The following is a 25,901-nucleotide window of genomic DNA, read 5'->3' on the forward strand; positions in this document are numbered from 1 at the left end:
GACTCAGGCCGGGCGGGCCGCGACGCCGTCGAAGAGCAGCCCGACGGTCGCCTCGAGCGCGGCCGGCCCGGGGTCGCGGCGGGTCACGACGTGCAGCAGCACGGTGCCGATCAGCGACTCGACCAGGGCGTCGAGCGGCGCGTCGTCCCGGAGCTGCCGCGCGCGCCTCCCGGTCTCGAGACGGGCGAGCAACGCGGCCCTCGTGACCGAGGTGACCCGGTCGTCGTACTGCTCGGCGACGGCGGCGTCCTCGGCGGTCGCCGCGATCGACGCCCGGACCAGCCCGCCCGCCGCCGGCGAGGCGAAGGCCTCGAAGGAGGCGCGGAGCCAGTCGAGCACGTCCCGACGCACGTCGCCCGTGTCGGGCACCTCGAGGTGGGGCAGCAGGTGTCCCGTGAGCATGCCCTCGGCCACGAGTGCCGCCTTGGCCGGGTACCAGCGGTAGATCGTCGCCTTGCCGACCCCGGCCGCCGCCGCGATGCGGTCGAGCGACAGCTTGTCGTAGCCGCGCTCGGCCAGCTCGTCGCGGGTCGCCTCGAGGATCGCCAGACGGGCGGCCTCGCTGCGGGCGCGGCCGGGGCGGGCGGGGCGTGCGGTGGTCATCGGTCCATCCTCGTGCACCCCTCGCCCCGTGTTGCGCCCGCCCGGTCTCGCGGCCGGCGCCCGTCCGATCTCGCCGCCGCCGACCGCGGACCGCCGCGGGCCGGCCGCTACTGCACCGACCAGCCGCCGTCGCTGGCGAGGATCGCGCCATTGACGTTGACGGCGTCGTCGCTCAGCAGGAAGGTGATCGACGCGGCGAGCTCCTCGGCGGTCGCGATCGTCGGGATCGCCGCCTGGAAGGGCCGCAGCCGCGCCGACCCCGCCTCGGACACGTTCGCCGGGAAGGGGATGCCCGTCGCGACGCCGCCGGGGGCGACCGCGTTCACCCGGATGCCCTGCGTCGCGTACATGAACGCCGCGGACTTCGTCAGCCCGACCACGCCGTGCTTCGACACCGTGTAGGCGTTGCCCGACGCGTTGCCGCGCAGCCCCGCCTCGGAGGCGACGTTCACCACCGAGCCGCGCCCGGCCGCGAGCATGACGGGGATCACGGCACGCGACAGCTTGAACGCGCCGGTCAGGTTGATGCCGATCACGCGGTCCCACATCGCGTCGCTGGTCTCGTGCAGCGGCGAGAAGTCGTCGTTGACGCCCGCGATGTTGGCGAGGGCGTCGATGCGGTCGCCGGCGGCCGCGACCACGGCGTCGACGTCGTCCTGCTTCGTGATGTCGCCGACCACGGTGACCAGGTCGGCGTCGGGCAGGGAGGCGACCAGCGCCTCCAGCTTGTCGGCGAAGAGGTCGACGGCGACGACGCGACCGCCCTCGCGGGCCACGCGTGACGCCGTCGCGCGGCCGATGCCCGACGCGGCACCCGTGACGACCACCGTCCTGCCCGCGAAGCGCCCGGGCGTGACGGTCTCGCGCCACGGGCCGTCGGCGTCGTCCGCCTCGTCGGGCACGACCCCTCCGTTGACCTGCAGCACCAGTCCGTCGACGAGCTCCTGCGGCACCTGGCCCTGGCTCATCACGACGAGCTGTTGGAGCGGCAGGCCGCGGACCGGGGTCAGCGCGCTCTCGTCGAACGCGCCTCCCTGACCGAGGGCGGCGCGGATCGCGGGGCCGCCCTCGGGGTGGTCGAGCCAGGTGCCGACGGTGCTGGAGCCGGTCAGGGGGGCGGTGGCGTCGGACATGTCGTCTCTTCTCTGAGCGGGGAAAGTCATTACGAGACAGGTTGTCTCGCATCGAGACGGTACCGCGGCACGGGGTCCGTCCGGCTGAGTGCCCGCCGAGAGATCGCCGACCGCCGCCCGGCCACCGGGCATCCCGCCTAGCGTCCCCTGCATGACCGTCACCCTGCCGCCCGCCGCCCGCCTCGACGACCAGACCGTCGTCGTCACCGGGGCCAGCTCGGGCATCGGCCGCGCCGCCGCCCACGAACTCGCCCGGCTCGGAGCCACCGTCGCCGTCGTGGGCCGCAACCCCGACCGCACCCGCACCGTCGCGCACGACGTCGGTGGTCGGGCCTACCTCGCCGACTTCTCCGACCTCTCGAGCGTCCGCGAGCTCGCCGAGCAGCTGCTCGCCGAGCTGCCGCGCATCCACGTCCTCGCGAACAACGCCGGGGCGACCATCCCCGAGCGGTCGACGACCGTCGACGGCCACGAGACGACGTTCCAGGGCAACCACCTCGCGCCGTTCCTGTTGACCGCCCTGCTGACGCCGCGCCTCCTCGAGACCGCGAAGGACGCGCGGCCCGGCTCGGTCCGCATCGTCCAGACCTCGAGCGCCGGCAACCTCTTCGGCAAGGTCGACCTCGACGACCTGGACAACTCGGCGGGGCCGTGGGCCGGCGGCTTCCGTGCCTACGGCACCTCGAAGCTGCTCAACGTGCTGTTCACGCGCGAGCTGGCCCGACGCCTGCCGCGCGCCGGCGGCGGGGTCGACGCATACGCGTTCCACCCCGGGTTCGTCGCCTCGGGCTTCGGCGGCACCGGCGCGTTCATGACGGCCGCCAAGCGCCTCGCCGTCTCGACCGAGGACGGCGCCGAGCCCCTGATCCGCCTCGCCGGGGCGACGACCGTGCCGGCACCCAGCGGCAACTACTTCGACCGGCTCAAGGCGCCTGGCCGCGTGGCGCGCCAGGCGAACGACGCCGACCTCGCCCGCCGACTGTGGGACGAGAGCGCCCGCCTGCTCGACCTCGACGAGACGATCTGACCCGGTTCCGCGCCCGGTCTCGACCTCCCCTCGGCTGATCGAGTGGTCGCGAAACGTCCTTCGACGAAGAATGAAGGACGTTTCGAGACCACTTGACCGCCCGGGGCGAGGGCGAGGGCGGGGACAAGGCCAGGGCGGGGACGGGGCGAGGACGTGGTCGAGGGCGGGGACGAGGAGGCGCGGGACGGGCGGGGTACGGACGCCGCCTCACGGCCGCCCAAGACCCAGCGACTGCCCAGCCGCACTGGGTGCACCGAGTGCGTCGCTGCACTTAGTGTAGGCAGGTGACCGTCAAGAGCCTGGTGCCCGACCGCCGTGCCGCCCTCAAGGCGAAGCACCGCCAGGACATCGTCGACGCCGCCGACGCGCTCATCGCCGAGCGCGGCGCACCCCGGTTCAGCGTCGACGAGCTCGCCGAACGCGCCGACGTCTCGCGCCGCACGGTCTTCAACCACTTCTCGTCGCTCGACGAGGTCGTCATGACGGCGTGCACCCGCGTGCTCACCGGCGCGGTCGACGAGTTCCGGGCCGCGACCGCCGCGGCGCCCGTCGGGGACGGCAGCCGCGCCTCCTTGTTCGCCGAGATCATCCAGGCCATGCAGGTCATCGACCTGCCGGCTGTCGTCTCGTACCTCTGGGGCGTGCTCGGCGACGACGGCAGCGACCCTCGGTCGCACAGCCTGATCCAGGACGTCTTCACCCGCGTCACCGAGCAGCTCTCGATCGAGACGGCCGAGCGCAGCCCCGCCACCGACCCGCTCGAGGCCGAGGTGCTCGTCAGCTCGCTGATGAACGGCATCGCCGTCGTCGCCCGGCACTGGATCGTCCGCACCGGGGCCGTCGTCGACGACGACAGCCGCGCGGTCTGGGCCGACCTGCTCGACCGCATGGTGACGAGCATCCGCACCGGCTACGGGCCCGAACCGACCACCCCCTGACCCGTCGGCCGGTGCACCCGGCCGACCCGCACCTCCTTCTCGACGACGCGACGTGAGGCCCACCCCCGCAACCCGCATCACCCCGCACCACCCTGGAGGAACAGACACCCATGGCATCCCTGCTCTATCGACTCGGCCGGTTCTCGGCCCGGCGGGCCTGGCTCGTCATCGTGGCCTGGCTGGTCGTGCTCGGCCTCGCCGGCGGCGCCTTCGCGCTGTTCGGCGGCACGCTCACCACCGCCGTCAGCATCCCCGGCACGGCGACCCAGAAGGTCAGCGACGAGCTCGCCGAGAAGTTCCCCCAGGCCAGCGGCGGCACCGGCACGGTCGTCTTCACGACGACCGACGACTCCGCCTTCACCGACCAGCAGAAGTCCGACATCGCGGCCCTGCTGACCGATGCCGAAGGGCTGGACGACGTCAAGGGCACCACCGACCCCTTCGCCACCCAGCAGCAGATCGACGACCAGGCGCAGAAGATCACCGACGGCCGCGCCCAGATCACCGCCGGTGAGGCGCAGCTGACCTCGGGCCAGCAGCAGATCGACGCCGCGACGGCCCAGATCAGCGCCGGCCAGCAGCAGCTCGACGGCGCCAAGGCCCAGGCGCAGGCCGCCGGCGAGGCCGCGCTCGCCGCCGCCACGCCCCAGCTCGAGGCGCAGCAGGCCCAGCTCGACGCGGGCACTCAGCAGATCGCCACGCAGCAGGCCACCCTCGACGCGAGCAAGGCCGAGCTCGAGACGCAGAGCGCCACGCTCGAAGAGGGCGCGAAGCTGCTCGAGCTGACCGACGGCATCCGCCAGGTGTCGACCGACGGCACGACGGCCGTCGCCAGCATCCAGTTCGACAAGTCGCTCAACCTCGTCACCAGCGAGAACAAAGAGGCCGTCGTCGACGCGATGAACGACGCGACGATCGACGGCGTCGAGGTCGAGGTGTCGAACGACATCGCCGCCAGCATCCCCGAGATCCTCGGCCCGGGCGAGGTGGCCGGCGTGGTCATCGCCGCCATCGTGCTGTTCGTCATGCTCGGCACCCTGATCGGTGCGGGCCTGCCCTTGATCAACGCCCTGATCGGCGTCGGCGTCGGCGTGCTCGCCTCGCTGTCGCTGTCGGGCGCCGTCGAGATGCTGTCGGTCACCCCCGTGCTCGGCGTCATGCTCGGGCTCGCGGTCGGCATCGACTACTCGCTGTTCATCCTCAACCGGCACCGCACCCAGCTGAAAGAGGGGGTCCCGCTGCACGAGTCGATCGGCCTGGCCAACGGCACGTCCGGCAACGCCGTGGTGTTCGCGGGCTCGACGGTGCTGATCGCCCTGCTCGCGCTCAACCTGACCGGCATCCCCTTCCTCGGCCTGATGGGCACGGTCGGCGCCGTCTGCGTGTTCGTGGCGATCTTGATCGCCATCACGCTCACGCCGGCGCTGCTGCGCCTCGTCGGCCTGCGCATCCTGACCAAGAAGGCGCGGAAGGCCGTCGGCCACACCGGTGCCGTGCGCGTCCCGACGAAGCCGATGAGCACCGTCCGGGCCGTGCTGACCCTCGTGGGCGGCGTCGCCGTGCTGCTGATCATCGCGATCCCCGCGCTGTCGATGCGCCTCGGCCTGCCCGCCGGGTCGTCCGAGCCGGTCGACTCGAGCGCGTACAAGGCCTACAAGCTGATCGACGAGAAGTTCGGCGCCGGCGTCAACGGCCCCCTGGTCGTCGTCGCCGACCTGCCGACCGCGATCTCGGACGACGACCTCGTCTCGGAGCAGGTCCGCATCGGCACCATCTTGAGAGGCCAGGACGACGTCGCCGCGATCGCCCCGATCGGCGCCTCGGACGACGACACGCTGCTGGCCTTCCAGGTCGTGCCGAAGGGCGGACCGACCGCCGAGTCGACCGAGCAGCTCGTGCGCGACCTGCGCGGTCTCGACATCGACGACGTCTCGTCGCTCGGCGTCGCGGGCAACGCCTCGGGCAACATCGACGTGAGCGAGAAGCTGGCGGGTGCCCTGCCGCTCTACCTGCTCGTCGTCGTCGGGTTGTCGCTGATCATCCTGATCTTCGTGTTCCGGTCGATCCTCGTGCCGATCACCGCCACCATCGGCTTCGTGCTGTCGCTGTTCGCCGCGTTCGGCGGCGTCACCGCGGTCTTCCAGTGGGGCTGGCTCGGCCCGGTCTTCGGCGTGCACGACCCGGGGCCTATCCTGAGCTTCCTGCCGATCCTGATGGTCGGCGTGCTCTTCGGGCTCGCGATGGACTACCAGTTGTTCTTGGTCAGCGGCATGCGTGAGGCGTACGCCCACGGCTCGCCGGCCCGCCTCGCGGTGCAACGAGGCGTCCACGCCGGGCGCACCGTGGTCACGGCCGCGGCGCTGATCATGACGGCGGTGTTCTCGGGCTTCGTGTTCTCGAACTCGGTGATGATCCAGTCGATCGGCCTGGGCCTGGCGTTGGGCGTGCTCGTCGACGCGTTCGTCGTCCGCCTGCTGCTGATCCCGGCCGTGATGCACCTGCTCGGCGACGCCGCGTGGTGGCTGCCCAAGTGGCTCGACCGCATCTTGCCGGACGTCGACGTCGAGGGCGCCTCCCTCGAGCGGTCGCGGCCGCACGCCTCGGCCGCGGACGCCGGCTCGGGCTCCGGCTCGACCGGCAGCGCGGGCTCGGACGGCAGCGCGGGCTCGGACGGCAGTGCCGGCTCGGACGGCAGCGCGGGCTCGGACGGCAGCGCCGGCTCGGGCGGACACGTCTCGCACGTCGACCCGACCGTCCCCGTCGACGCGGTGCCCGACGGCAGCGACCCCGACCACCACGGGCGTCACGCCGGCTGACCCCGCACGTTGCACCGCCGAGTGCGACCGGCACCGGCACCGGCCTTCGGAGCGCCACCCGCGCCTCCTGACCGAGGTCGCACCACCGCCGCGTCGTCGCACCACCCTCGGGCGCGGTTCGACGACGCGAGCGTGGTGCGACCTCGTGCCGACGGGTCGGGCCCGGGTCGGGCCCGGGTCGGGCCCGGGTCGGGCCACCGGGCCGAGGAGGCGCGGGTGCCGTTGCCGACGACACCTCACCGTCGTAGGGTGGCCCGGTGATCATCTCGTCCGCACCTGCGACGCCCGTCGGGCGTGAGGGGGTCGTCGGCGCCGCGTGCGCCGGCTGCAGGTAGTCGGGTCCGCAGCGGATCGGCCGACGAGGTCGCACCGCGCACCCGTGCCGCGCGGGCTCGAGCCCCGGCACGGTCCCACGAGAACACCCGGGTCGGCCGACGCGTCGACGGCGGGCTGCGCGCGGTCGCCGACCGCGCGTGCGCGCCGACGTCGCCGCTGCCCCGGGCCCGACGACCGGAGAACCCCATGATCCCCCTGACCGAGAAGACCGTCCGCGCCTCGTTCGTCAACGCGAGCCGCAAAGAGACGTCCGACCTGACCCTGCCCGCCCTCCTCGCCGACCTCGACTGGACCGACCTCGAGTACCTCGGCTGGCGCGACCCCAAGCTCGCGCGCCGGGCCTACGTCGTCGTGCCGACGCTCGACGCGGACGGCCGGCCGGGCCCCGCGGTCGCCGGCGTCGTGCTGCGCCAGGCCGAGGCCTCGCCCCGCCAGCGGGCGCAGTGCACCTGGTGCCAGGACGTCCGGCTGCCGGCCGACGTGCTGTTCTACTCCGCCAAGCGTGCAGGAGCAGCCGGACGCAACGGCGACACCGTGGGCACGCTCGTCTGCGGCGGGTTCGAGTGCTCGGACAACGTCCACGTCGCGCCGCCCGAGGCCTACCTCGGGTTCGACGTCGAGGCGGCCCGGCTCGAGCGCATCGCCAGCCTGCGCGTGCGGGCGGCGGGCTTCGTCGAGAACGTGCGTCGCGCCTCCTGACGGGAGCCGCGCCTCCTGACGGGCGCGGCGCCTCCTGACCGGCGCCGCGTCTGCTGACGTGCGCCGCGCCCGGCCGCTCGGCCGGGTCGCACCACCGTCGCGTCGTCGAACCACCCCCGAGCGTGGTTCGACGACGCGAACGTGGTGCGACCTCGGCGCGGTCGAGGCAGGAGGCGCGCGCGGTGCAGGAGGCGCGCGAGGCGCAGGAGGCGCGGGTCGGCCCGCCCGCGGAGCCCGGCGGTACCCTGGGGTCATGTCGTCACCCGCCTGCCAGAGCCGCGCCCCGCGCCGGGTGCGCACGGCGCAGCAGGCGTTCCCGAAGCGGTTCGTGCTGACGAAGCGCACCTGCGGCACGAACGGCTGGATGAGCCTGTGGGGCAGCAACGCCCACGGCGAGATCGCGGGGTGCCCGCCGCCCGTGGCGTGACGCCGCTCCTCGTCGTCGACGGGTCGAGCGGTCGTGCCGCCCTGCTCACCGATGCTCTCGAAAGACGACGACCATGACCCAGCCCACCCCTGGCGACCCGACGGCCACACCGCCCGCCCCGGCCCACGCCCCGCACGCCGACGGTCGGGCCGCCCGCCTCTCGCGGTTCCTCAGCCGCGACACGACCGGCGGCCTGCTGCTGCTCGGGGCGACCGTGCTCGCCCTCGTCCTGGCCAACAGCCCGGCCGGCTCGTTCTACGCGCAGGTGCGCGACGTCTCGTTCGGCCCCGAGGCGCTGCACCTGAACCTCAGCGTCGGCTCGTGGGCGGCCGACGGCCTGCTCGCGATCTTCTTCTTCGTGGTCGGCCTCGAACTGAAGCAAGAGTTCGTCGCCGGCTCGCTGCGCGACCCCCGGGTCGCCGTGCTGCCCGTCGCGGCGGCGGTCGGCGGGGTCGCGCTGCCGGCGCTGATCTTCACGCTGGTCAACCTCGGTGCCGGGCCCGATGCACTGCAGGGCTGGGCGATCCCGGCCGCGACCGACATCGCGTTCGCCGTCGCCGTGATCGCCGTCGTCGGCAAGCGCCTGCCGCCCGCCCTGCGCACCTTCTTGCTGACCCTGGCCGTGGTCGACGACCTCATCGCCATCACGATCATCGCGGTGTTCTACACGGCGGGCATCGCCTTCGTGCCGCTGCTGCTCGCGCTGCTGCCGCTGGCCGCCTTCGCGGTGCTGGTGCGCCGCGGGGTGCGGTCGTGGTGGCTGCTGATCCCGCTCGGGGTCGTCGCCTGGGCGTTGGTGCACGCCTCGGGGGTGCACGCCACGATCGCCGGTGTCGTGCTGGGGCTGCTCGTGCCCGCGGTGGCCACGGCGCGGGCTGGCGTCACGCACGTCGGCGCCGACGGCCACGAAGAGCGGCACCCGCTGACGCACCACTTCGCCGAACGCTGGAGCCCGGTCTCGTCGGGCGTCGCCGTGCCGATCTTCGCGTTCTTCTCGGCCGGCGTCACCGTCGGCGGCTTCTCGGGCCTGGTCGAGTCGCTCGGTGACAGCGTCGCGTTCGGCATCGTCGTCGCGCTCGTGCTCGGCAAGTCGATCGGCATCACGGGGGCGTCGCTGCTGGTGACGAGGCTGCCCGGCATCCGACTCGACCCGACCCTGCGCTGGGGGGACGTCGTCGGCCTCTCGTTCGTGGCCGGCATCGGGTTCACCGTGTCGCTGCTCGTCGGCGAGCTCGCCTACGGAGCCGGCAGCGAACAGGACGACGTCGTCAAGGTCGGCGTCCTCGTCGGCTCGCTCGTCTCGGCGCTGATCGGCGGCACGATCCTCGCCGTGCGCGGACGGCGGCGCGAGGGCGCCGAGGCCTGACCCTCGGCGGTGCCGACGGGCCCCCACCCGCCGGCACCGGCCGTCCTGCGGGGGCCGACCCGCGCCTCCTGCCCTCGCGTGCCTCTGTCACGGCAGCGCAGGAGGCGCGGGTCAGTTCGCGGGGCGCGTCGCCACGATCGCCTCCGCGACCGCGACGAGTTGCCCTTCGAGGGACTCGCCGTAGACGTTGCCCGCGCCGACCTGCAACCACGAGTCGTCGGTCAGGACGTTGACGAAGCAGCTGCTGCCCTCGCCGTACACGCAGACGTACTCGGCTTCGTCCGCCCCGGCCACGGTCACGGGGGACCGTTCGAGCTGGGCCATCGAGTCCACCTGGTCCACCGCCCAGCCGCTGCCCGACGACACCATCGCGGTCACGCCGGTGATCGGCGGGTTCGTGGCACCCTCCGACGGTGCTGCGTACCAGTCGCACTGCACCGTCCGATCGGCGGCCCTGGTGATGGCGCTCGGGTACTCGACCTGCAGTTCTCGCGGACCCTCGAGGCCGGGGGACTGGAGGACGTCGGCCAGGGGGACGGCCGGGGCCAGCGCGGAGCAGGCGTCGACGCTGCTCCACGAGGACGCCGGCCGGGTCCAGCCGCGTGCCGGTGACACCCCGTCGAGCTGCCCGGCCATGCTGCTCAGCGCCGCGGACGCGTTCGCCGCTCGCGTCTCGACCGACACCGTCTCGTCGGTGGCGTCGACGTCGAACGTGAAGAACTCGAGCCACCAGGTGCCCGACACGACCGTCGCCTCGCACCCCTGAGCCGTGCAGGTCATCGCCGAGGCCTCGCCCGCACCACCCTGCCGGGCCCCGCTGGCGAGCATGGCGCCGACGGCTCCGAGCCCCCTCTCGCGATCGGGCGACACCTTGACGGTGCCGATCGAGTACGGCTGCTCGCCCGAGCCCCACTCGCAGCTGCGCACCCCGGCCTCGACGAGGGAGGCGTCGATCGGGTTGAGCAGGTCGACCCGCCCCTGCACGGCCGACGGGATGAACAGGTCCATCCGCACGCCGCTCGCGAGCGTCGCGCAGTCGATCGGCAGGGCGGGTTGCGGCACGAGCACCGGCGCAACGGTCGGCGTCGGCCGAGGCGTCGCGGTGCGCGTGGCCGTCGGCGTCGGGGTGGGCGTGCTGGTCGGCGCGGCCGGGGCCGACGCCGGGAACGGCGAGGGCAGCATGCCGAGGGCGAGGGCTCCCGAGCCGCCGCCGATCGCCAGCAGCGCGGCGAGGCCGAGACCGAGGCCGAGGTTGCGGTGGCGCTTCCGGCGCGGGGACTCCGTGGTGCGTTCGAGGACGTTCTGCTTCATCGTGACGAGCAGGCGGGCCAGCTCGTCTCCGGTGGGGGGCTCAGAGTTCATCGTTCATCACCGCCTTCTTCTTCAGTCGCGATCGGGTGCGCGACACGCGTTGGGTGACGGCGCCGAGGCTCAGGCCGACCTGGGCCGCGGCCTCGCCGTAGGGACGCCCCTCGATCAGGCACAGCTCGACGATCTGCCGGTCGACCGGGCCGAGGGCGTCGATCTCGTCGCGGACCCACCTCAGCCGGTCCCGCGCCTCCTGGCCGTCGTCGGGGGCGACCAGCTCGTCGGGGAGCACGTCGGTGGCGGCGCGGGCCTGCTTGCGGCGCAGGTTCGCGGCGTGGTTGCGACAGACGACCAGCAGCCAGGGCAGCAACGAGTCGTCGGGCAGGTCGATCTGGTCGACCTTCTTCCAGAGGGTGACGAAGGTGTCCTGCACGATCTCCTCGACGTCCATGCGCGTCTCGGCCAGCGCCCAGGCGTACCGGGTCACCGTCGCCGCGTGCCGGTCGAACAGCGCCGACAACGCGCGCTGGTCACCCCCGACCGTGCGCCTGACGAGCTCGTCGTCGCCCTCCGTGTCGTGATCCACGTCCACCCCCTTCACTAGAGGAGTGTCGCGGAACGGACGAACCTGACACGGGACGTCGGACGGGTCGGCGGACGGCCGGTCACGACGGCCCCGGCACGACGGTCAGGGGCCCGGTCACCCGAGGTCGGTAGGGTGCGCGCATGACCTCGCCCCGCGCCTCCGTCCTGTTCGTCTGCCAGAAGAACGGGGGCAAGTCGCAGATGGCCGCCGGCCTGATGCGCGACCTCGCCGGCGACGAGGTGACGGTCGTGTCGGCCGGCACGGCGCCCGGCGCCGCCCTCAACGCCCAGTCGGTCGCCTCGCTCGCCGAGCTGGGCGTCGACCTCGGCGACGAGCACCCCAAGGCGCTCACCGAGCAGATGGTGCGCGACGCCGACGTGGTCGTCGTCCTCGGTCAGGAGGCGCGGGTCGACGAGGTGCCCGGCACCCGGTTCGAGACGTGGGTCACCGACGAACCCTCGGAGCGCGGCATCGAGGGCATGGAGCGCATGCGCCTCGTCCGCGACGACATCCGCGCCCGCGTCGCCGACCTGCACGCCCGCCTCTGACGCCCCCCGACGAACGGAGGCGGTGGTGACCTCTCAACGTCACCACCGCCTCCCGGGCCGCCGCTGCCACGGCCACGGCCCACCCGCGCCGACCTCCACCGTGAACCGGCGGTCGGGCGGGAGCCTGCCCGCTAGCCCTTCACGCCGCCGGCGCTGAGGCCGGACTGCCAGAAGCGCTGCAGGAACAAGAACGCCACGACGAGCGGCAGGATCGACACGAACGACCCGGTCAGCACCGTCGAGAACAGCACCTGGGCGCCGCCGCCGCCGGTCGCCGCCTGCTGCCACTGCGCCAGGCCGACCGTCGCGGGGAAGAGCGACGGGTCGTTCAGCATGATCAGCGGCAGGAAGTAGTTGTTCCAGGTCGAGACGAGCGCGAACAGCAGCACGGTGACGATGCCCGGCGCGAGCAGCCGCGACGCGATCGTCAAGAAGATGCGCAGCTCGCCCGCCCCGTCGATGCGGGCCGCCTCGAGCAGGCTGTCGTCGACCGCCTCGCTCGCGTAGACGCGCATCAGGTAGACGCCGAACGGGCTGACCAGCGACGGCAGGATGATCGCCCACGGGGTGTCGACCAGGTTGGCCGCGCTGAACAGCAGGTAGGTCGGGATCGCCAGGGCCGTCAGCGGCACCATGACCGCGCCGAGGATCAGCCCGAAGACGAACGACTTGCCCTTGAAGACGTACTTCGCCAGCGAGTAGCCGCACATCGTCGCGAGCACCGCCGCACCGACCGAGCTGACGACGGCGTAGAGCACCGTGTTGCCCATCCACTGCACGAAGATGCCGTCCTGGAACGTGAACAGCTGCGCCAGGTTGTCGCCGAGGGCGAAGGTGCGGCCGAAGGCCAGGCCGAACGTCGAGAAGATGTCGCCGTTCGTCTTGGTCGCCTGGATCGCCAGCCAGACGAGCGGCAGCAAGAAGTACGCCAGCGTGATCCAGAGGATCACGGTGAGGATCGGCGTCTTGCGCTTCGAGCGCTCGACGCGACGTCTCGGGCGTCGCCGACCCGCGCCTCCCGAGGCGTCGAGGCGGCGGGCGGGGCGGTCGACCGAGGTGGCGCCGGCGGTGTCGACGGGTGCGGGTGCGATCGTCACGACAGTCGCTCCTTGCGTGAGGTGGCGAGCTGCACCACGTAGCTGATGATCATGATGAGGAACCCGAGCAAGAAGGCGATGGCCGCGGCGTAGTTGACGTCCTGGTTCTTGAACGCGACGTTGTACGCGTAGAGGTTCGGGGTGAAGTCCGACCCGATCGCGTTGGGCGCGATGCTGTAGAGCAGGTTGGGCTCGTTGAACAGCTGGAACGAGCCGATCACCGAGAAGATCACGGTCAGCAGGATCGCCGAGCGGATCGCCGGGATCTTGATGCTCCACGCCACCCGGAAGGGCCCGGCGCCGTCGATCTCGGCCGCCTCGTACATCTCGGTCGGCACGCTGCGCAGCGCGGCGTAGAGCACGATCATGTTGTAGCCGATGAACTCCCAGCTGACGATGTTCATCGTGCTGCCGAGCACGTTCTGCGGCGAGAGCAGGTCGGGCGGGGTGAGCCCGAGACCGCTGATCACCTGGGCGATCAGGCCCGACTCGCGGCCGTAGAGGTAGCCCCACATCAGCGTCGCGACGACGCCGGGCACGGCGTAGGGCACGAAGATCGCCAGGCGGACGAACTTGCTGCCGGCCACCCGACCCGTGTCGAGGGCGAGGGCGACGAACAGGGCGATCACGAGCATGATCGGCACCTGCACGAAGAGGAAGAGCGCGACGCGGCCGAGGCCGGCCCAGAAGCTGGGGTCGCTCAGGGCGCGGCTGTAGTTGGCCAGGCCCGAGAAGACCTGCCCGCCGACCAGCTGCGAGGTGAAGGTGCTGAGGTACCCCGCGTAGCCGAGCGGCACGAGGAACATGGCGGCGAACACGATCAAGAACGGGATCGCCAGCGCCCAGGCCGCGACGAGCTGCGGACGGTGCAGCGAGCTCGTGCGCCGCGGGGTGGCGGGCTGACGGGACGAGGAGGCGCTGGTCGCGTCTCGACGAGGGGTGACGGAGGTGGACATGGGGCTCCTTGCCGGGCTGGTGGGGGTGCCGCCCGCGGGCGGGCGGCACCCCCGTGAGCACTACTTGACGGTGAAGCCCTGCTGCTTCGCGTAGGTGGTGACGTCGTCCTGCCACGCCGTCAGCGCCGCGGACAGGTCGGAGTGGTCGGCGATCGCCTTGCCGAGCGTGTCGTTGAAGCTCGAGTAGACGTAGTCCATGAACGGCAGCCACTGGAAGTCGGTGCTGACCGTGTCCGAGACGCCGGCGAAGAGCTCGTTGACCTTCTGGCCGCCGTAGAAGTCCGAGGCGGTGTCGGTGAAGTCGCTGCTCGACAGGGTGTCGGTCGTCGTCGGGAACAAGAACTGCTCGTTCGCGAACGCGAGGGTCGACTCGGGGTCGCTGTTCAAGAACTTGCTGAACTCGGCCGCGGCGATCGGGTTCTGCGTGCCCGTGATGACGGCGTCGCTCGACCCGCCCCAGTTGCCCGAGACGTCGTCGCCGGCCTTCCACTGCGGGATCTTCGCGGCGGTCCACTTGCCGCTCGTGTTGGCGGCGGTGCCCTGCAAGAACACGGGGCCCCAGGCGGCGGTCTGCCAGCTGGCGTACTTGCCCGACGAGAAGCCCTGGTACCAGGCGTCGTTGAAGTCGGCGTCGGTCGAGACGAGGTCCTTGTCGATGAGGTCCTGCCAGAAGGTCACGACCTTCTGCGTCTCGGTCGAGTCGAGGTCGATGCCGACGGTCTTGTCACCGTCGTACGAGAACGGCTTGGCGCCGGCCTGCCAGAACAGCCCGACGACCTGGCCGGGGTCGTTGCCCGGCAGGTTCGAGATGTACGAGCCGGTCTTGTCCTTGATCGTCTGGGCGTCCGAGGCGAAGTCGGCCCAGGTCTCGGGCGCCTCGGTCAGTCCGGCCTGCGCGTAGATGTCCGAGCGGTAGAGGTTGCCGAGCGGGCCGGAGTCCTGCGGCACCGACCAGACGCCGGTGTCGTCCGCGACCTGGTTCCAGACCCACGGGACGTACTTCGACTCGAGGTCCGCGCCTCCGTAGGGGGTCAGGTCGACGAGGCTGCCGGTCTGACGGAACGACGGGATGTACTGGTACTCGATCTGGGCGACGTCGGGCGCGCCCTTGCCGGCCTTGAGCGCCGTGCGCAGCTTCGGGTACTGCGCGGTGCCCGTGCCGACGTTCACGACGTCGACCTTGATCTTCGGGTACTTCGCCTCGAAGAGGTCGACCTCTTGCTGGATGTCGGGCACCCAGGTCCAGAAGGTGAGGGTGGTGTCGGTGTCCATGGCCTTGTCGATGTCTGCCTGCGACACGGGGGCGGTGGTCGACCCGCCGCCCGATCCGCCGGACGGCGCGCAGCCGGTCAGCACGAACGCCGACACGACGGCGAGTGACACGAGCGCCTTTGCTGTGGTCTTTCTCTTCATGGTGGTTCTTCCTCGAGGGGGTGGGGAGCGGGAGTGGTGGTGCAGGGAAGGTGGTGCGGGGTGGGTGGTGCGGGTCGGGTCGCCTACGCCGTGGTGTCGGGCGCCTCGTCCTGGTCGGCCGCGTCGACGAGCTCGTAGACGTGGGCCGAGCGCGGGGCGAGCGTGAGGGTGGTGCCCGCGGCGACGACCTCGTGGGTCTCGAGGTCGCACACGGCCGCGGGGGTGGTGACGGCGGCCTCGTGGGCCGACCAGTTCGACACGAACGCGAGCCCGGCGGCGTCGGTCCGTGAACCGGTGGTGACGGTGACCGTCTCGGTCGCCGCCCAGTCGCCTGCCGCCGTCGCGGGCACGAGCCAGCGGGCGATCGAGCGCGACAGCTCGGGGTTCGGCACCGTCGCGACGTAGCTGACGCGGCCGGCTCCGGAGGCGCGGGTCGTCAACAGCGCGTCGGCCCCGATCTCGGTCGGTGCGGCCCGCAGCACGACCGTGGCGTCGTCGACCTGCAGGACGTCGGCCCAGCGGGTGCCGGCCGAGCCGGGCTCGAGGACGAAGGGGACGTCGGCGACGGTGCCCGCGCCTCCTGCGGTCGGGGCGTCGGCGCCCTCGACGTGGACGGCGAGGGGCTCGTCGAGGTTCGTGTACTCCTCGTACCGGACGCCCGCGGGGCCCGAGAGGCGGGCGGGCGCGGGGTCGCGGCGGGCCCGGGCGAGCTCGTCGCCGTAGGCCGTGCGGATGCCGACCACGAGGTGCCCGCCGGCCTCGGCGTAGGCGGTGAGCGCGGCGAGGGTGGCGTCGTCGACGACGTAGAGCGCGGGCACGACGAGCACCGGGTACCGCGCGGAAAGCTCGACCGGGTCGGCGGCGACGAACTGCGCCACGTGCTGGATGCGCACCTGGGCCCCCACCTCGGCGAGCCCGCGGTAGTGCGCGTCGAAGAGGTGCAGGTACGACTCGGGGTCGGGGGTGCCGTCGGCCCGGGCCAGCGGCGGGTAGGTCTCGAACGACCACTTCGTGTCGGTCGACCAGAGCATCAGCACGTCGGCGTCGGGTTCGAGCCCGTCGATCGCCCCGCCGACGGCCTTGAGCGTGGCCCCGAGCGCGGCGACCTCGCGGTAGATGCGGCCGGGACGCTGGCTGTGCGGCAGCACGCCGCCCCAGTAGGTCTCGACGCCGAAGTGCAGCGTGTGCCAGTGCCAGTACTCGACCATGCGGGCACCGCGAGCGACGAGCGCCAGCGCGGCCTGCTTGATCTGACCGTCGAACGGCGGGTGGTTCTGCCAGGGGCCGCCGATCGACTGCGCGTTGGTCTCGGTGACGAGGAACGGCGCCTGCGCCGACGAGAAGGCCCGGTCGCCCCACTGCTGCAGGGCCCAGACGCCGGTGTGCCACCAGCCGGCCTCGCGGGGGATCTCGACGCCGACGGTCAGGCCGTCCTGCATCTTGTAGTACGGGTTGCCGGCGGTGACGTCGAGGCTCTCGACCAGGCGGTCGTCGGCGACCTGCGGCCGGGAGTACGAGATGCAGGTGGTGACGAACTGGTCGTCGCGGGCGTACTCGCGGACGACCGCGGCCTGCCAGGCGATCAGCTCGTCGGCCAGCTCGCCCTGGAACCGGCGCCACTCGAGGTCGTACTGCGGCTGCACGTTGCCGTCGGGGCGCCAGAGCTGCGACCACTCGGTCAGGCGGTGCGACCAGTAGACCAGGCCCCACTCCTCGTTCAGGCGCTCGACCGTGCCGTACTTCCGCTGCAGCCAGGCCACGAAGCGGTCGAACACCTGGTCGTTGCGCGGGCGCTCGTTGCCGGGCTCGTTGTCGACCTGCCAGCCGATCACGGCCGGGTGCTGCGCGTAGCGCTCGACGACCTTCCGCACGACGCGCTCGGCGTAGAAGCGGTAGGCGGGGTGGCTCTGGTCCATCTCCTGCCGGGCGCCCCAGCCGGCGCGGACGCCGGTCGTGCGCTCGGCCGCGATCTCGGGGTGACGCACCTGCAGCCACGGCGGCACGGCGTAGGTGGGCGTGCCGAGCACGACATCGATGCCGCGGGCGTGGGCCCCGTCGAGCACGGGCTGCAGCCAGTCGAGGTCGAACTCGCCCTCGCGCGGCTCCCACGTCGACCAGACCGACTCGCCCACCCGGATCACCGTGAAGCCCGCCTCGACCATCAGGTCGAGGTCGCGGTCGAGGGTGCCGGCCTGCTGGTACTCGGCGTAGTAGGCGGCTCCGAAGAGCACCCCGGAGTGGCGTGGAGCAGAAGTCATCGTTGACCCGTTCGTGTGTGTCGGCTGCGGTGGCGACGGTCGATGTCGACGGGATGCCGGGGTGGCTCCGGCGTGGTGCTGGGGGTGGTGCCAGGGCGGTGCCGGGGGGTGGTGCCGGGGTCGTGCCGACCATGGCGTCGGCTGTGGCGTCCCTGGATGTTGTCGATAACATCGGTGTCTGCGGAGAAACTAACCCACGCCCTGCCACCCGCGCAAGACCCACTTTCGACGGCGGTCCGCGCGCCTCCTCTGTCGGACCAGGAGGCGCGGGTCGTTTCGTGCGGACCCCGCGCTCCGGCGTGGGACACGCGCCTAGGCAGGGGTTCTGCGCCGGATGAGGGGGCGCGCCGGACGAGGGGGCGCGCCGGGCGAGGGGGTGCGCCGGACGGCACGGGGCCCGGGAGGCGCGGGTCGGCCGGCGCTCCGGCCCTCAGCCGCGCGCGGGAGCCGTCGAGGCCCGGGCGACGAGCGTCGGCACCGGCAGGCGGGCGGCCGTGTCGGGGCTGCGCCCCTCGATGCGGGCGATCAGCGACGTGACGACGTGGGCCCCCTCGAAGCCGAAGTCCAGGGCCACCGTCGAGAGCGAGGGAACCATGAACCGCGCCTCCGGGGCGTCGTCGTTGCCGACCACGCTGACCTCGTGCGGCACCGAGACGCCCTCGGCGGCGAGGGCGGCGAGCAGCCCCATCGCCATCGCGTCGTTGGCGACGGCGACGGCCGTGAAGTCGTCGGTCCGGGCGGCGAGTCGCAGCCCGATGTCGTAGCCGGCCGCCGCGGACCAGTCGCCGACGTCGGTGACGGTCACCGCGCCTCCTGACGCGGCGATCACCTGACGGAACCCGTCGGCGCGCTCGCGGGCGGCCAGCCACTGCTCGGGCCCGGCCACGTAGGCGACCCGGCGGTGGCCCAGCGAGACGAGGTGCTCGGCCGCGACCCGGCCGGCGTGTTCGTTGATCGACTCGGTCGTGCCCTCGAGGATCAACCCGAAGTCGCGCGCGACGGGCACGGTGATCGCCCGCCGTTCGAGGGCGGAGCGGGCCACCGCGGTCTGCGCCGTGACGACGATGCCCGCGATCTGCTGGCCGAGCATCAGGTCGAGTGCGTCGTCGACCGAGCGTTGGTCGCCGCCGTCCATCGTCACGATGTCGGTGACGTAGCCGAGCGAGCGGGCGGCCTCGGTCGCGCCGGCGATGGTGCGGGCCGGACCCGACTGGTGCATGTTGTCGGCGAGCAGTCCGATGCGGTTGGTGCGCTGCAGCCGCAGGTACCGGGCGGCCGAGTTCGGGCGGTACGCGAGCTCGGTGAGCGCCTGCTCGACCTTCTCGCGCGTCGCGGGGCGGATGCCCTCGAACCCCCGCAAGAACCGGCTGACGGTCTGGTGCGAGACGCCCGCGCGCTTCGCCACGTCGTAGATCGTGGCGTCCTTCATGTCCCGAGGGTAGCGGTGACGCGCGTCGCCGTGGGGTGCCGGGCGCCGGGGAGGCGCGGGCGCGGTGGGCGAGGAGGCGCGGGCGCGTTGCGAGGAGGCGCGGGCGCGGTCGTCAGCGGCGGCGCTTGTCGGGGCGCACCACGAGCCAGAGCACGGCGCCGACCGCGATGCCGCCGGCCATGCCGAACCCGATCGCGAGCCCGACGGACCACCCGAGCACGAGCGCGAGGACGACCCCGGCGAGCAGCCCGAGCACGAGGCCGGAGAGGACGTAGGCGGGCAGTCCGCGATCAGGAGGCGTCGACATGCCCTGGACGGTATGCGTCCCGCCGCCCGGCCGACCTGTGAGCTGGCTGACCGACGACCGCGGGTCCACTGTGTGGGTGGTCCGCACGGAGCCCCCGGCGGACGCACGGCTGATGCCCGGCACCCTCACGGCTGGTTCATCGATAGCGTCGTGGCATGGACGTCGACACCCTCGTGAACATCGGCCTCGTCGTGGTCTTCGTGCTGATCGGCGGGGTGTTCGCGGGTACCGAGATGGCCATCGTCACCCTGCGCGAGAGCCAGGTGCGGGCCATCGAGGCCCAGGGCGAGCGCGGACGCCGGACGGCCGCCCTCGTCCGCAACCCCAACACGTTCTTGTCGGCGGTGCAGATCGGCGTGACGCTGGCGGGCTTCTTCTCGTCGGCCTACGGCGCCTCGACAATCGCGCCCGACCTGGTGCCCGGGCTCGAGGCGCTCGGCCTCTCGCCGGGCGCCGCCTCGACGGTCTCGGTCATCGGCATGACCGTGGTCATCGCCTACCTGTCGCTGGTGTTCGGCGAGCTCGTGCCCAAGCGCATCGCGATGCAGAAGTCGGTCGCCTTCACCAAGGTGCTCGCGCCTCCGCTGAACGGGCTCGCGACGCTGATGCGTCCGCTCATCTGGCTGCTGTCGGTGTCGACCAACGGCGTCGTGCGCCTGCTCGGGCTCGACCCGAAGGAGCGCGGCGACGAGGTCTCGGCCGACGAGGTGCGCGACCTCATCTCGAGCAACCGCGACATCCACGAGCAGAGCCGGACCATCTTGACCGACGTGTTCCGGGCCGACGACCGACGCGTGGCCGAGGCGATGCGGCCGCGGCACGACGTGGCGTTCCTCACCGGGGCGACCCGCGCCTCCGAGGGGTACCACGAGGTGCTCGACCTGCCGCACTCGCGCTACCCCGTCACGGGTCGCGACGTCGACGACGTGCTCGGCTTCGTGCACGTGCGCGACCTCATGGCCGCGGTGCCGGCCGCACGCCGCGAGAGCGGGCCCGACGAGCCCACGATCGCCGACATCGTGCGCCCGATCCTCGCGCTGCCCGGCACGACGAAGGTGCTGGCGGCCCTCACGACGATGCGCCAGGACGGCCACCAGATCGCCGTCGTGATCGACGAGTACGGCGGCACCGACGGCATCATCACCCTCGAAGACCTGCTCGAAGAGCTCGTCGGCGAGATCTACGACGAGTACGACGCGGGCGCCGCGACCGAGGTCGGCTTCGAGCCGGGCGGCACGCGCGACGTCGAGGGCGGCCTGATCGTCGAAGAGCTCGACGAGATGCTCGGGTTGACGCTGCCCGACGGACGGTACGAGACGGTCGGCGGGTACATCCTCGATCGGCTCGGGAGGCTCGCGGTGGTCGGCGACTCGGTGTCGGTCGACGAGCACACGCTCGAGGTCGTCGAGACCGACGGCTACCGCATCGCGACGGTCCGGGTCACGCCGCCTCCGTCGCACCCCGAGGCCGCTGCCCCGGGCGAGCCGGACGAGCAGGGCGGCGCCCCGACGGCCTGAGCGGCCGGCCGGGCTCGGACGACGGCCGGGCGGGCTGGTCGGACGGCGGCCGGGTGACCTAGGCGGCCGGGCGGCCTAGGCGGAGGGCTGACCGACGCGTTCGACCTCGCGGGCGATGCCGACGAGGACGCGACGCATGTACGGCGCCCAGGCGAACCGCACGATGCCGCGGACGATCAGGCCACGCCCCGGGCGGGCGAAGAACGAGTAGGTCCAGTCGACGCGGGTGCGTCCGTTCGGCGTCGACGAGTAGCTCCAGTCGGCGCGCCCGCCCGTCACGAGGCGACCGAGCAGTCCGGTGAAGCGGCTCAGCTCGTAGACGAAGACCCCGTCGGGCTCGACGCGCACGAGGCTCTCGACGACGCTGCTGCCGTCCGACAGCTCGAGCCGCCGGGTCCGGCCGACGGCGTCCCACGGCCCGGTCTGGTCGTGCACGGCCACGACGGCCGGGATGACGCCCGCCCTCGGGTAGAACCCGACGGGGGTCAACGGCGTCGCGACGCGCCACGTGCGCTCGAGCGCGGCGGCGACGACGCGGGCGGTGCTCGCACTCGCGGTGACGGTCATGCCGAGGTGTTCGGAACCGAGGGCGCGAACGACGGGACGTCTCGTCCCCAGCCCGCCCGCGCCTCCTCTGCGTCCACCGAGGAGGCGCGGGTCGACACCGCGAGGCGGCGGACGGGGCAGACTGGCCGCGTGAAGACGACGACGTTACCCACGACCGACCGCCCGACCTCGACCATCGTCCTCGGGCTGATGCGCATCTCGGGCATGACCGACGACGCGATCCGAGAACTCGTGGCCGAGGCCCGAGACCTCGACATCGACTTCTTCGACCACGCCGACGTGTACGGCGACCACCCGCACCACTGCGAGCAACGCTTCGGCGACGCCGTGTCGATGAGCTCGTCCGAGCGCGACGCCGTGCAGCTGCAGAGCAAGGTCGGCATCCGCGACGGCTTCTGGGACTTCTCGACCGAGCACATCCTCGAGTCGGTCGACGCCTCGCTCGCCGCGCTGCGCACCGACCGCCTCGACGTGCTGCTGCTGCACCGCCCCGACGCCCTCGTCGTGCCCGACGAGGTCGCGGCTGCCTTCGACCAGCTGCACACGAGCGGCAAGGTGCGTCACTTCGGCGTCTCGAACCACACCCCGGCCCAGGTCGAACTGCTGAAGCGCAGCGTCGAGCAGCCGCTGATCGTCAACCAGGTGCAGCTCAGCATCACCCACGCGCCGCTGATCGCCGCCGGGGTCGCCGCCAACATGGCCGGGCTCGACCAGTCGGTCGACCGCGACAACGGCATCCTCGACTACAGCCGCCTGAACGACATGACGCTGCAGGCCTGGTCGCCGTTCCAGAAGGGGTTCTTCGACGGGGTGTTCCTCGGCGACCGCGAGGGCTACCCCGAGCTCAACGACGTGATCGACGAGCTGGCGGCGAAGTACGACGTGCCGCCGTCGGCGATCCCGGTCGCCTGGATTACCCGGCACCCGGCCGAGATGCAGGTCGTGCTCGGCACCACGAGCGTCGCGCACCTCCGCGACAGCGCCGCGGGCTCGGACGTGCCGCTCACCCGCCCCGAGTGGTACCGGCTCTTCACGGCCGCCGGTCACACGCTGCCGTAGCGGGCCGGGCGCCGCAGGCGGCACCTCGCACCCGCCACGGGCTGGCACCCCGCACCCGCCACCCCGCATCCCGGCATCCCGCCACGATGTAAACAACCCGCCATCCTTTTTCGTGGCGTGGTGTTTACATCGTGGCGTGGCGTGGCGTGGCGTGGCGTGGCGGGGTGGCAGGCAGGCCGGCCGGATGGCAGGCAGGCCGGCCGGATGGCAGGCCGGCAGATCGGCAGACCGGCAGACCGGCCGGCAGGTCGGCAGGAGGCACGCGGTCGCGGCAGGTCATGCAGCGGCCGCCGTCGGGGGAATGTCCTAGGGTCGACACGGCGTTGGGACGCACAGACCGGTGCAGCGCCGACGCGACCTCCGCGCCCCGCCCGCACCCCGAAGGGACCATCGTGACCCAGCCCAAGATGAACGTCGAGTCGTTCAACCTCGACCACCGCACCGTGGCCGCGCCCTACGTGCGCGTCGCCGACCAGAAGACGCTGCCGCACGGCGACGTCATCACCAAGTTCGACGTCCGGTTCGCGCAGCCGAACGAGGGCCACCTCGACATGAAGTCGGTCCACTCGCTCGAGCACCTCTTCGCCGAGCACTCGCGCAACCGCTCCGGTGACGTGATCGACTTCTCGCCGATGGGCTGCCAGACCGGCTTCTACCTGATCCTGCAGGGCGACCCCGCGATGGACGACGTCCTGTCGCTCATCGAGGGCACCCTCACCGACATCACCACCGCCACCGAGGTCCCCGCGGCCAACGAGGTCCAGTGCGGTTGGGGTGCCAACCACTCGCTCGAGGGCGCACAAGAGGTCGCGCGCGACTTCCTCGCGGCCCGCGACGAGTGGTCGACCGTCACCCGATGACCGGGACGCACGCCGCGCCTCCTGCCGACGGGGTCGCGGCGCTCGCCGTGCCGTCGATCATCGTCGTCGTGGCGATGGCCGACGAGGCCGAGCCCTTCGTCTCGCGTGCCTCGCGGGTCGACGACCCGGTCGCGGTCGGCGGCTCCTTGCAGCGTGTGCTCGAAATCGACGGGGTCGAGCTGCTGCTCGTCCAGAGCGGCATCGGCTTCGTCAACGCGGCGGGGGCGGCGACGTCCGCCATCGTGCGGTCGGGGTCGCTCGAGGGCGTCGTGCCGACCGTGATCAGCGCGGGCACCGCCGCGGGCATGGGTGCCGGCATCGAGATCGGCGACGTCGTCGCGGGGTCGGAGTACGTCAACCTCGACGCGGACGCCCGCGTCTTCGGCTACCGGCTCGGGCAGGTGCCCGGCATGCCCGCCAGCTTCCACGCCGACCACGGACTGATGGAGGCGGCGGTCGCCTACGACACGTCGGTCTCGTCCGAAACCGCCGCAGCGCACCGCGACTGGGCCGTGCGCCCGGGGCTGATCGCCTCGAGTGACGCGTTCATGACGGCCGAGCGCGTCATCGGCGTGCGCAGCGCCTTCGCCGACGTGGTCGACGTCGACGCCGTCGACATGGAGTCGATGGCCATCGCCCAGACCTGCCACGTCCACCACGTGCCGTTCGTCTCGGTGCGCGGCATCAGCGACCTCGCGGGGCCGGACGCCCACGACGTGCACGACGAGAACCTCGCCCTCACGGCGGGTCGGTCGGCGGACGTCACGATGCACCTCGTCCGCGCCATCGCCGCCGGCTGACCCCGGCCGCCGGCTGAGCCCGGCCCTCCCGCCCGCTCGCACCGCGCCTCCTGCCCGTCCTGCGCCTCGAACCCCGTTCACGAAGAAGAACCCCGACAAAACGGGGTTCTTCTTCGCGAACGGGGTTCATCTACGCGATCCCGCGAGACGACACGAGCCTGAAACACGCGTGCCGCCGCGACGAAACGCGCGTTTCGTACGCTGGCGACGACCACCCGACATCCCCACGTTCAGGAGTTCCGATGTCACAGTCCACGCCCACCGGCGCCGCACCCGTCGAGACGACGCACCCCGTCGACCGCGTCCCGCCGTTGCGGAGGCTCTTCCCGCTCGGCCTGCAGCACGTGCTCGCGATGTACGCCGGGGCGGTCGCCGTCCCGCTGATCGTGGGCGGTGCGCTGGTCGGCATGGGCCAGCTCGAGCCGGGCGACATCGCGTACCTGATCAGCGCGGACCTGTTCGTGGCCGGCATCGCGACCATCGTGCAGTCGGTCGGCTTCTGGCGGTTCGGCGTGCGGCTGCCGCTGATGCAGGGCTGCACCTTCGCGGCGGTCGGGCCGATGATCGTGATCGGCGGCGAGTACGGCATCACCGCGATCTACGGGTCGGTCATCGCGAGCGGGGTGTTCATGATGCTGCTCGCACCGTTCTTCTCGAAGCTCGTGCGGTTCTTCCCGCCGATCGTGACCGGCACCGTGATCCTGATCATCGGCGTCTCGCTGATGGACGTCGCCGCGGGCTGGGTCGGAGGAGGCGCGGGTTCCGACGACTTCGGACGCCCGCTCGACGTCGCCTTCGCCGCCGGCACCCTGCTGCTGATCGTCCTGATCGAGCGGTTCGCGCCTCCTGGCCTCCGTCGCCTGTCGATCTTGCTGGGGCTCGTGGTCGGCACCCTGGTGGCCTGGCCCTTCGGGCTGACCGACTGGAGCGGCGTGGTCGAGAGCAGCTGGTTCGGCCTCGCCCTGCCGTTCCACTTCGGGCTGCCGACCTTCCCCGTGAGCGCGATCGTGTCGATGTGCATCGTCGGCCTCGTGATCATGACCGAGACCACCGGCGACATCATCGCCGTGGGCGAGATCGTCGACCGGCCGGTGACGCCGCGCCGCCTCGCCGACGGCCTGCGCGCCGACGGCCTGTCCACCGTCATCGGTGGCGTCTTCAACACGTTCCCGTACACGGCCTTCGCCCAGAACGTCGGGCTGGTCAGCATCACCGGCGTGAAGTCCCGGTACGTCGCGACGCTGGCCGGAGGCATCCTCGTGGTGCTCGGGCTGGTGCCGGCGCTCGGCGCGGTGGTCGAGGGCGTGCCGGTCGCCGTGCTCGGTGGAGCCGGCGTGGCGCTGTTCGGCATGGTGGCGGCGAGCGGCATCCGGACGCTGTCGAAGGTGCGGTTCACGAACTCGAACATCTTGATCGTGGCGATCGCCCTGGGCGTGAGCCTGCTGCCGACCATCAGCCCCGAGATCTACGCGCAGTTCCCGACCTGGTTCACCATCGTGTTCGACTCGGGCATCAGCGCCGGGGCGATCGTGGCCGTGCTGCTCAACCTGCTGCTCAACTCACCCCGGGTGCAGGCGCGGGACGGCGGGGCCGACCGCGACGTGTCGGCGCACGACGCCGTCCGCGGGCCGGCCGCACCGGCTGCGCACGAGGGCTGACCCGGGCACGCGGGCTGACGCCGCGAGCCCCGAGTAGCACGTCGCACCGCCGTCTGAGCGTCGCACCGCCACATTCGGCGGTGCGACGCTCATCTGACGGTGCGACGTCGATCCGGTACGTGACGGATCACGCCTCGAGCGAAGGAGGCGCGGCGCGAGGCCCCGACACCGGTGCCGTTCCCGGCGGCAGCGG

23 protein-coding genes are annotated in these 25,901 nt (G+C 72.3%); 12 read left to right on the forward strand and 11 right to left on the reverse strand.

What is annotated here, in order from left to right; all coding sequences use genetic code 11:
- Positions 1-3: 3 nt before the first annotated feature.
- Positions 4-603, reverse strand: a complete 600-nt coding sequence (locus tag ITJ55_RS07345) for a TetR/AcrR family transcriptional regulator (RefSeq protein ID WP_194594839.1) — start codon at positions 601-603, stop codon at positions 4-6.
- A gap of 107 nt (positions 604-710) precedes the next feature.
- Complete coding sequence (locus ITJ55_RS07350; protein ID WP_194594840.1) at positions 711-1,736, reverse strand: SDR family NAD(P)-dependent oxidoreductase; 1,026 nt, start codon at positions 1,734-1,736, stop codon at positions 711-713.
- A gap of 151 nt (positions 1,737-1,887) precedes the next feature.
- On the opposite strand from ITJ55_RS07350, the gene ITJ55_RS07355 reads away from it, so the two are divergent.
- The 6 genes from ITJ55_RS07355 (at position 1,888) to nhaA (ending at position 9,345) form a co-directional block, all read left to right on the forward strand.
- A complete protein-coding gene (locus tag ITJ55_RS07355; RefSeq protein ID WP_194594841.1) occupies positions 1,888-2,763 on the forward strand; it encodes an SDR family NAD(P)-dependent oxidoreductase in 876 nt (291 codons plus the stop codon).
- Positions 2,764-3,047: 284 nt separating this feature from the next.
- Positions 3,048-3,701 (forward strand): TetR/AcrR family transcriptional regulator, encoded by a 654-nt coding sequence (locus ITJ55_RS07360; protein ID WP_194594842.1) that lies wholly within the window; start codon positions 3,048-3,050, stop codon positions 3,699-3,701.
- Positions 3,702-3,811: 110 nt separating this feature from the next.
- The gene (locus ITJ55_RS07365; protein WP_194594843.1) at positions 3,812-6,517 is read left to right on the forward strand and encodes an MMPL family transporter; all 2,706 of its coding nucleotides are present in this window, start codon (positions 3,812-3,814) and stop codon (positions 6,515-6,517) included.
- Between the two features lie 522 nt (positions 6,518-7,039).
- Positions 7,040-7,552 (forward strand): FBP domain-containing protein, encoded by a 513-nt coding sequence (locus ITJ55_RS07370; protein WP_194594844.1) that lies wholly within the window; start codon positions 7,040-7,042, stop codon positions 7,550-7,552.
- A gap of 253 nt (positions 7,553-7,805) precedes the next feature.
- The gene (locus tag ITJ55_RS07375) at positions 7,806-7,979 is read left to right on the forward strand and encodes a hypothetical protein (RefSeq protein ID WP_194594845.1); all 174 of its coding nucleotides are present in this window, start codon (positions 7,806-7,808) and stop codon (positions 7,977-7,979) included.
- A gap of 73 nt (positions 7,980-8,052) precedes the next feature.
- A complete protein-coding gene (gene nhaA, locus ITJ55_RS07380; RefSeq protein ID WP_194594846.1) occupies positions 8,053-9,345 on the forward strand; it encodes a Na+/H+ antiporter NhaA in 1,293 nt (430 codons plus the stop codon).
- Positions 9,346-9,456: 111 nt separating this feature from the next.
- Here nhaA and ITJ55_RS07385 read toward each other — a convergent pair whose 3' ends face one another.
- Together ITJ55_RS07385 and ITJ55_RS07390 are read right to left on the reverse strand one after the other, a co-directional pair.
- Positions 9,457-10,707 carry a hypothetical protein gene (locus ITJ55_RS07385; RefSeq protein WP_194594847.1) on the reverse strand — a complete coding sequence of 417 codons (1,251 nt, stop codon included), beginning with the start codon at positions 10,705-10,707 and terminating at the stop codon, positions 9,457-9,459.
- A complete protein-coding gene (locus ITJ55_RS07390; RefSeq protein WP_194594848.1) occupies positions 10,697-11,239 on the reverse strand; it encodes a sigma-70 family RNA polymerase sigma factor in 543 nt (180 codons plus the stop codon). Before ITJ55_RS07390 ends, ITJ55_RS07385 begins: the two co-directional genes overlap by 11 nt.
- A gap of 140 nt (positions 11,240-11,379) precedes the next feature.
- On the opposite strand from ITJ55_RS07390, the gene ITJ55_RS07395 reads away from it, so the two are divergent.
- Entirely contained in the window at positions 11,380-11,787 is a 408-nt protein-coding gene (locus ITJ55_RS07395) for a low molecular weight phosphatase family protein (RefSeq protein WP_194594849.1), read from the forward strand.
- Positions 11,788-11,918: 131 nt separating this feature from the next.
- Here ITJ55_RS07395 and ITJ55_RS07400 read toward each other — a convergent pair whose 3' ends face one another.
- The 6 genes from ITJ55_RS07400 to ITJ55_RS07425 form a co-directional block, all read right to left on the reverse strand.
- Positions 11,919-12,884, reverse strand: coding sequence for a carbohydrate ABC transporter permease (locus tag ITJ55_RS07400; RefSeq protein ID WP_082486583.1), 966 nt, complete (start codon positions 12,882-12,884; stop codon positions 11,919-11,921).
- Positions 12,881-13,840, reverse strand: coding sequence for a carbohydrate ABC transporter permease (locus ITJ55_RS07405; RefSeq protein WP_194594850.1), 960 nt, complete (start codon positions 13,838-13,840; stop codon positions 12,881-12,883). The genes ITJ55_RS07400 and ITJ55_RS07405 overlap by 4 nt, the downstream gene beginning before the upstream one ends.
- A 60-nt stretch (positions 13,841-13,900) precedes the next feature.
- On the reverse strand, positions 13,901-15,253 hold the full coding sequence (locus tag ITJ55_RS07410) for an ABC transporter substrate-binding protein (protein ID WP_194594851.1): 1,353 nt from the start codon (positions 15,251-15,253) through the stop codon (positions 13,901-13,903).
- 83 nt (positions 15,254-15,336) lie between these two features.
- Complete coding sequence (locus tag ITJ55_RS07415; protein ID WP_194594852.1) at positions 15,337-17,511, reverse strand: beta-galactosidase; 2,175 nt, start codon at positions 17,509-17,511, stop codon at positions 15,337-15,339.
- A gap of 430 nt (positions 17,512-17,941) precedes the next feature.
- The gene (locus tag ITJ55_RS07420) at positions 17,942-18,940 is read right to left on the reverse strand and encodes a LacI family DNA-binding transcriptional regulator (RefSeq protein WP_194594853.1); all 999 of its coding nucleotides are present in this window, start codon (positions 18,938-18,940) and stop codon (positions 17,942-17,944) included.
- Positions 18,941-19,052: 112 nt separating this feature from the next.
- A complete protein-coding gene (locus ITJ55_RS07425; RefSeq protein WP_056259966.1) occupies positions 19,053-19,247 on the reverse strand; it encodes a hypothetical protein in 195 nt (64 codons plus the stop codon).
- A 155-nt stretch (positions 19,248-19,402) separates the two neighbouring features.
- Here ITJ55_RS07425 and ITJ55_RS07430 point away from each other — a divergent pair, with 155 nt between their 5' ends.
- A complete protein-coding gene (locus ITJ55_RS07430; RefSeq protein ID WP_194594854.1) occupies positions 19,403-20,764 on the forward strand; it encodes a hemolysin family protein in 1,362 nt (453 codons plus the stop codon).
- 75 nt (positions 20,765-20,839) lie between these two features.
- Here ITJ55_RS07430 and ITJ55_RS07435 read toward each other — a convergent pair whose 3' ends face one another.
- Positions 20,840-21,331 (reverse strand): SRPBCC family protein, encoded by a 492-nt coding sequence (locus ITJ55_RS07435; RefSeq protein ID WP_194594855.1) that lies wholly within the window; start codon positions 21,329-21,331, stop codon positions 20,840-20,842.
- Between the two features lie 129 nt (positions 21,332-21,460).
- On the opposite strand from ITJ55_RS07435, the gene ITJ55_RS07440 reads away from it, so the two are divergent.
- The 4 genes from ITJ55_RS07440 (at position 21,461) to ITJ55_RS07455 (ending at position 25,708) form a co-directional block, all read left to right on the forward strand.
- Positions 21,461-22,390 carry an aldo/keto reductase gene (locus ITJ55_RS07440; RefSeq protein ID WP_194594856.1) on the forward strand — a complete coding sequence of 310 codons (930 nt, stop codon included), beginning with the start codon at positions 21,461-21,463 and terminating at the stop codon, positions 22,388-22,390.
- 407 nt (positions 22,391-22,797) lie between these two features.
- Positions 22,798-23,250 carry an S-ribosylhomocysteine lyase gene (locus ITJ55_RS07445; protein ID WP_056259958.1) on the forward strand — a complete coding sequence of 151 codons (453 nt, stop codon included), beginning with the start codon at positions 22,798-22,800 and terminating at the stop codon, positions 23,248-23,250.
- The gene (gene mtnN / locus ITJ55_RS07450) at positions 23,247-24,050 is read left to right on the forward strand and encodes a 5'-methylthioadenosine/S-adenosylhomocysteine nucleosidase (RefSeq protein WP_194594857.1); all 804 of its coding nucleotides are present in this window, start codon (positions 23,247-23,249) and stop codon (positions 24,048-24,050) included. Before ITJ55_RS07445 ends, mtnN begins: the two co-directional genes overlap by 4 nt.
- A 242-nt stretch (positions 24,051-24,292) precedes the next feature.
- Complete coding sequence (locus tag ITJ55_RS07455) at positions 24,293-25,708, forward strand: nucleobase:cation symporter-2 family protein (protein ID WP_194594858.1); 1,416 nt, start codon at positions 24,293-24,295, stop codon at positions 25,706-25,708.
- Positions 25,709-25,901 lie beyond the last annotated feature (193 nt).

Origin of the sequence: Frigoribacterium sp. VKM Ac-1396 (genome assembly GCF_015350895.1) — a bacterium.
Classification (GTDB): domain Bacteria; phylum Actinomycetota; class Actinomycetes; order Actinomycetales; family Microbacteriaceae; genus Frigoribacterium.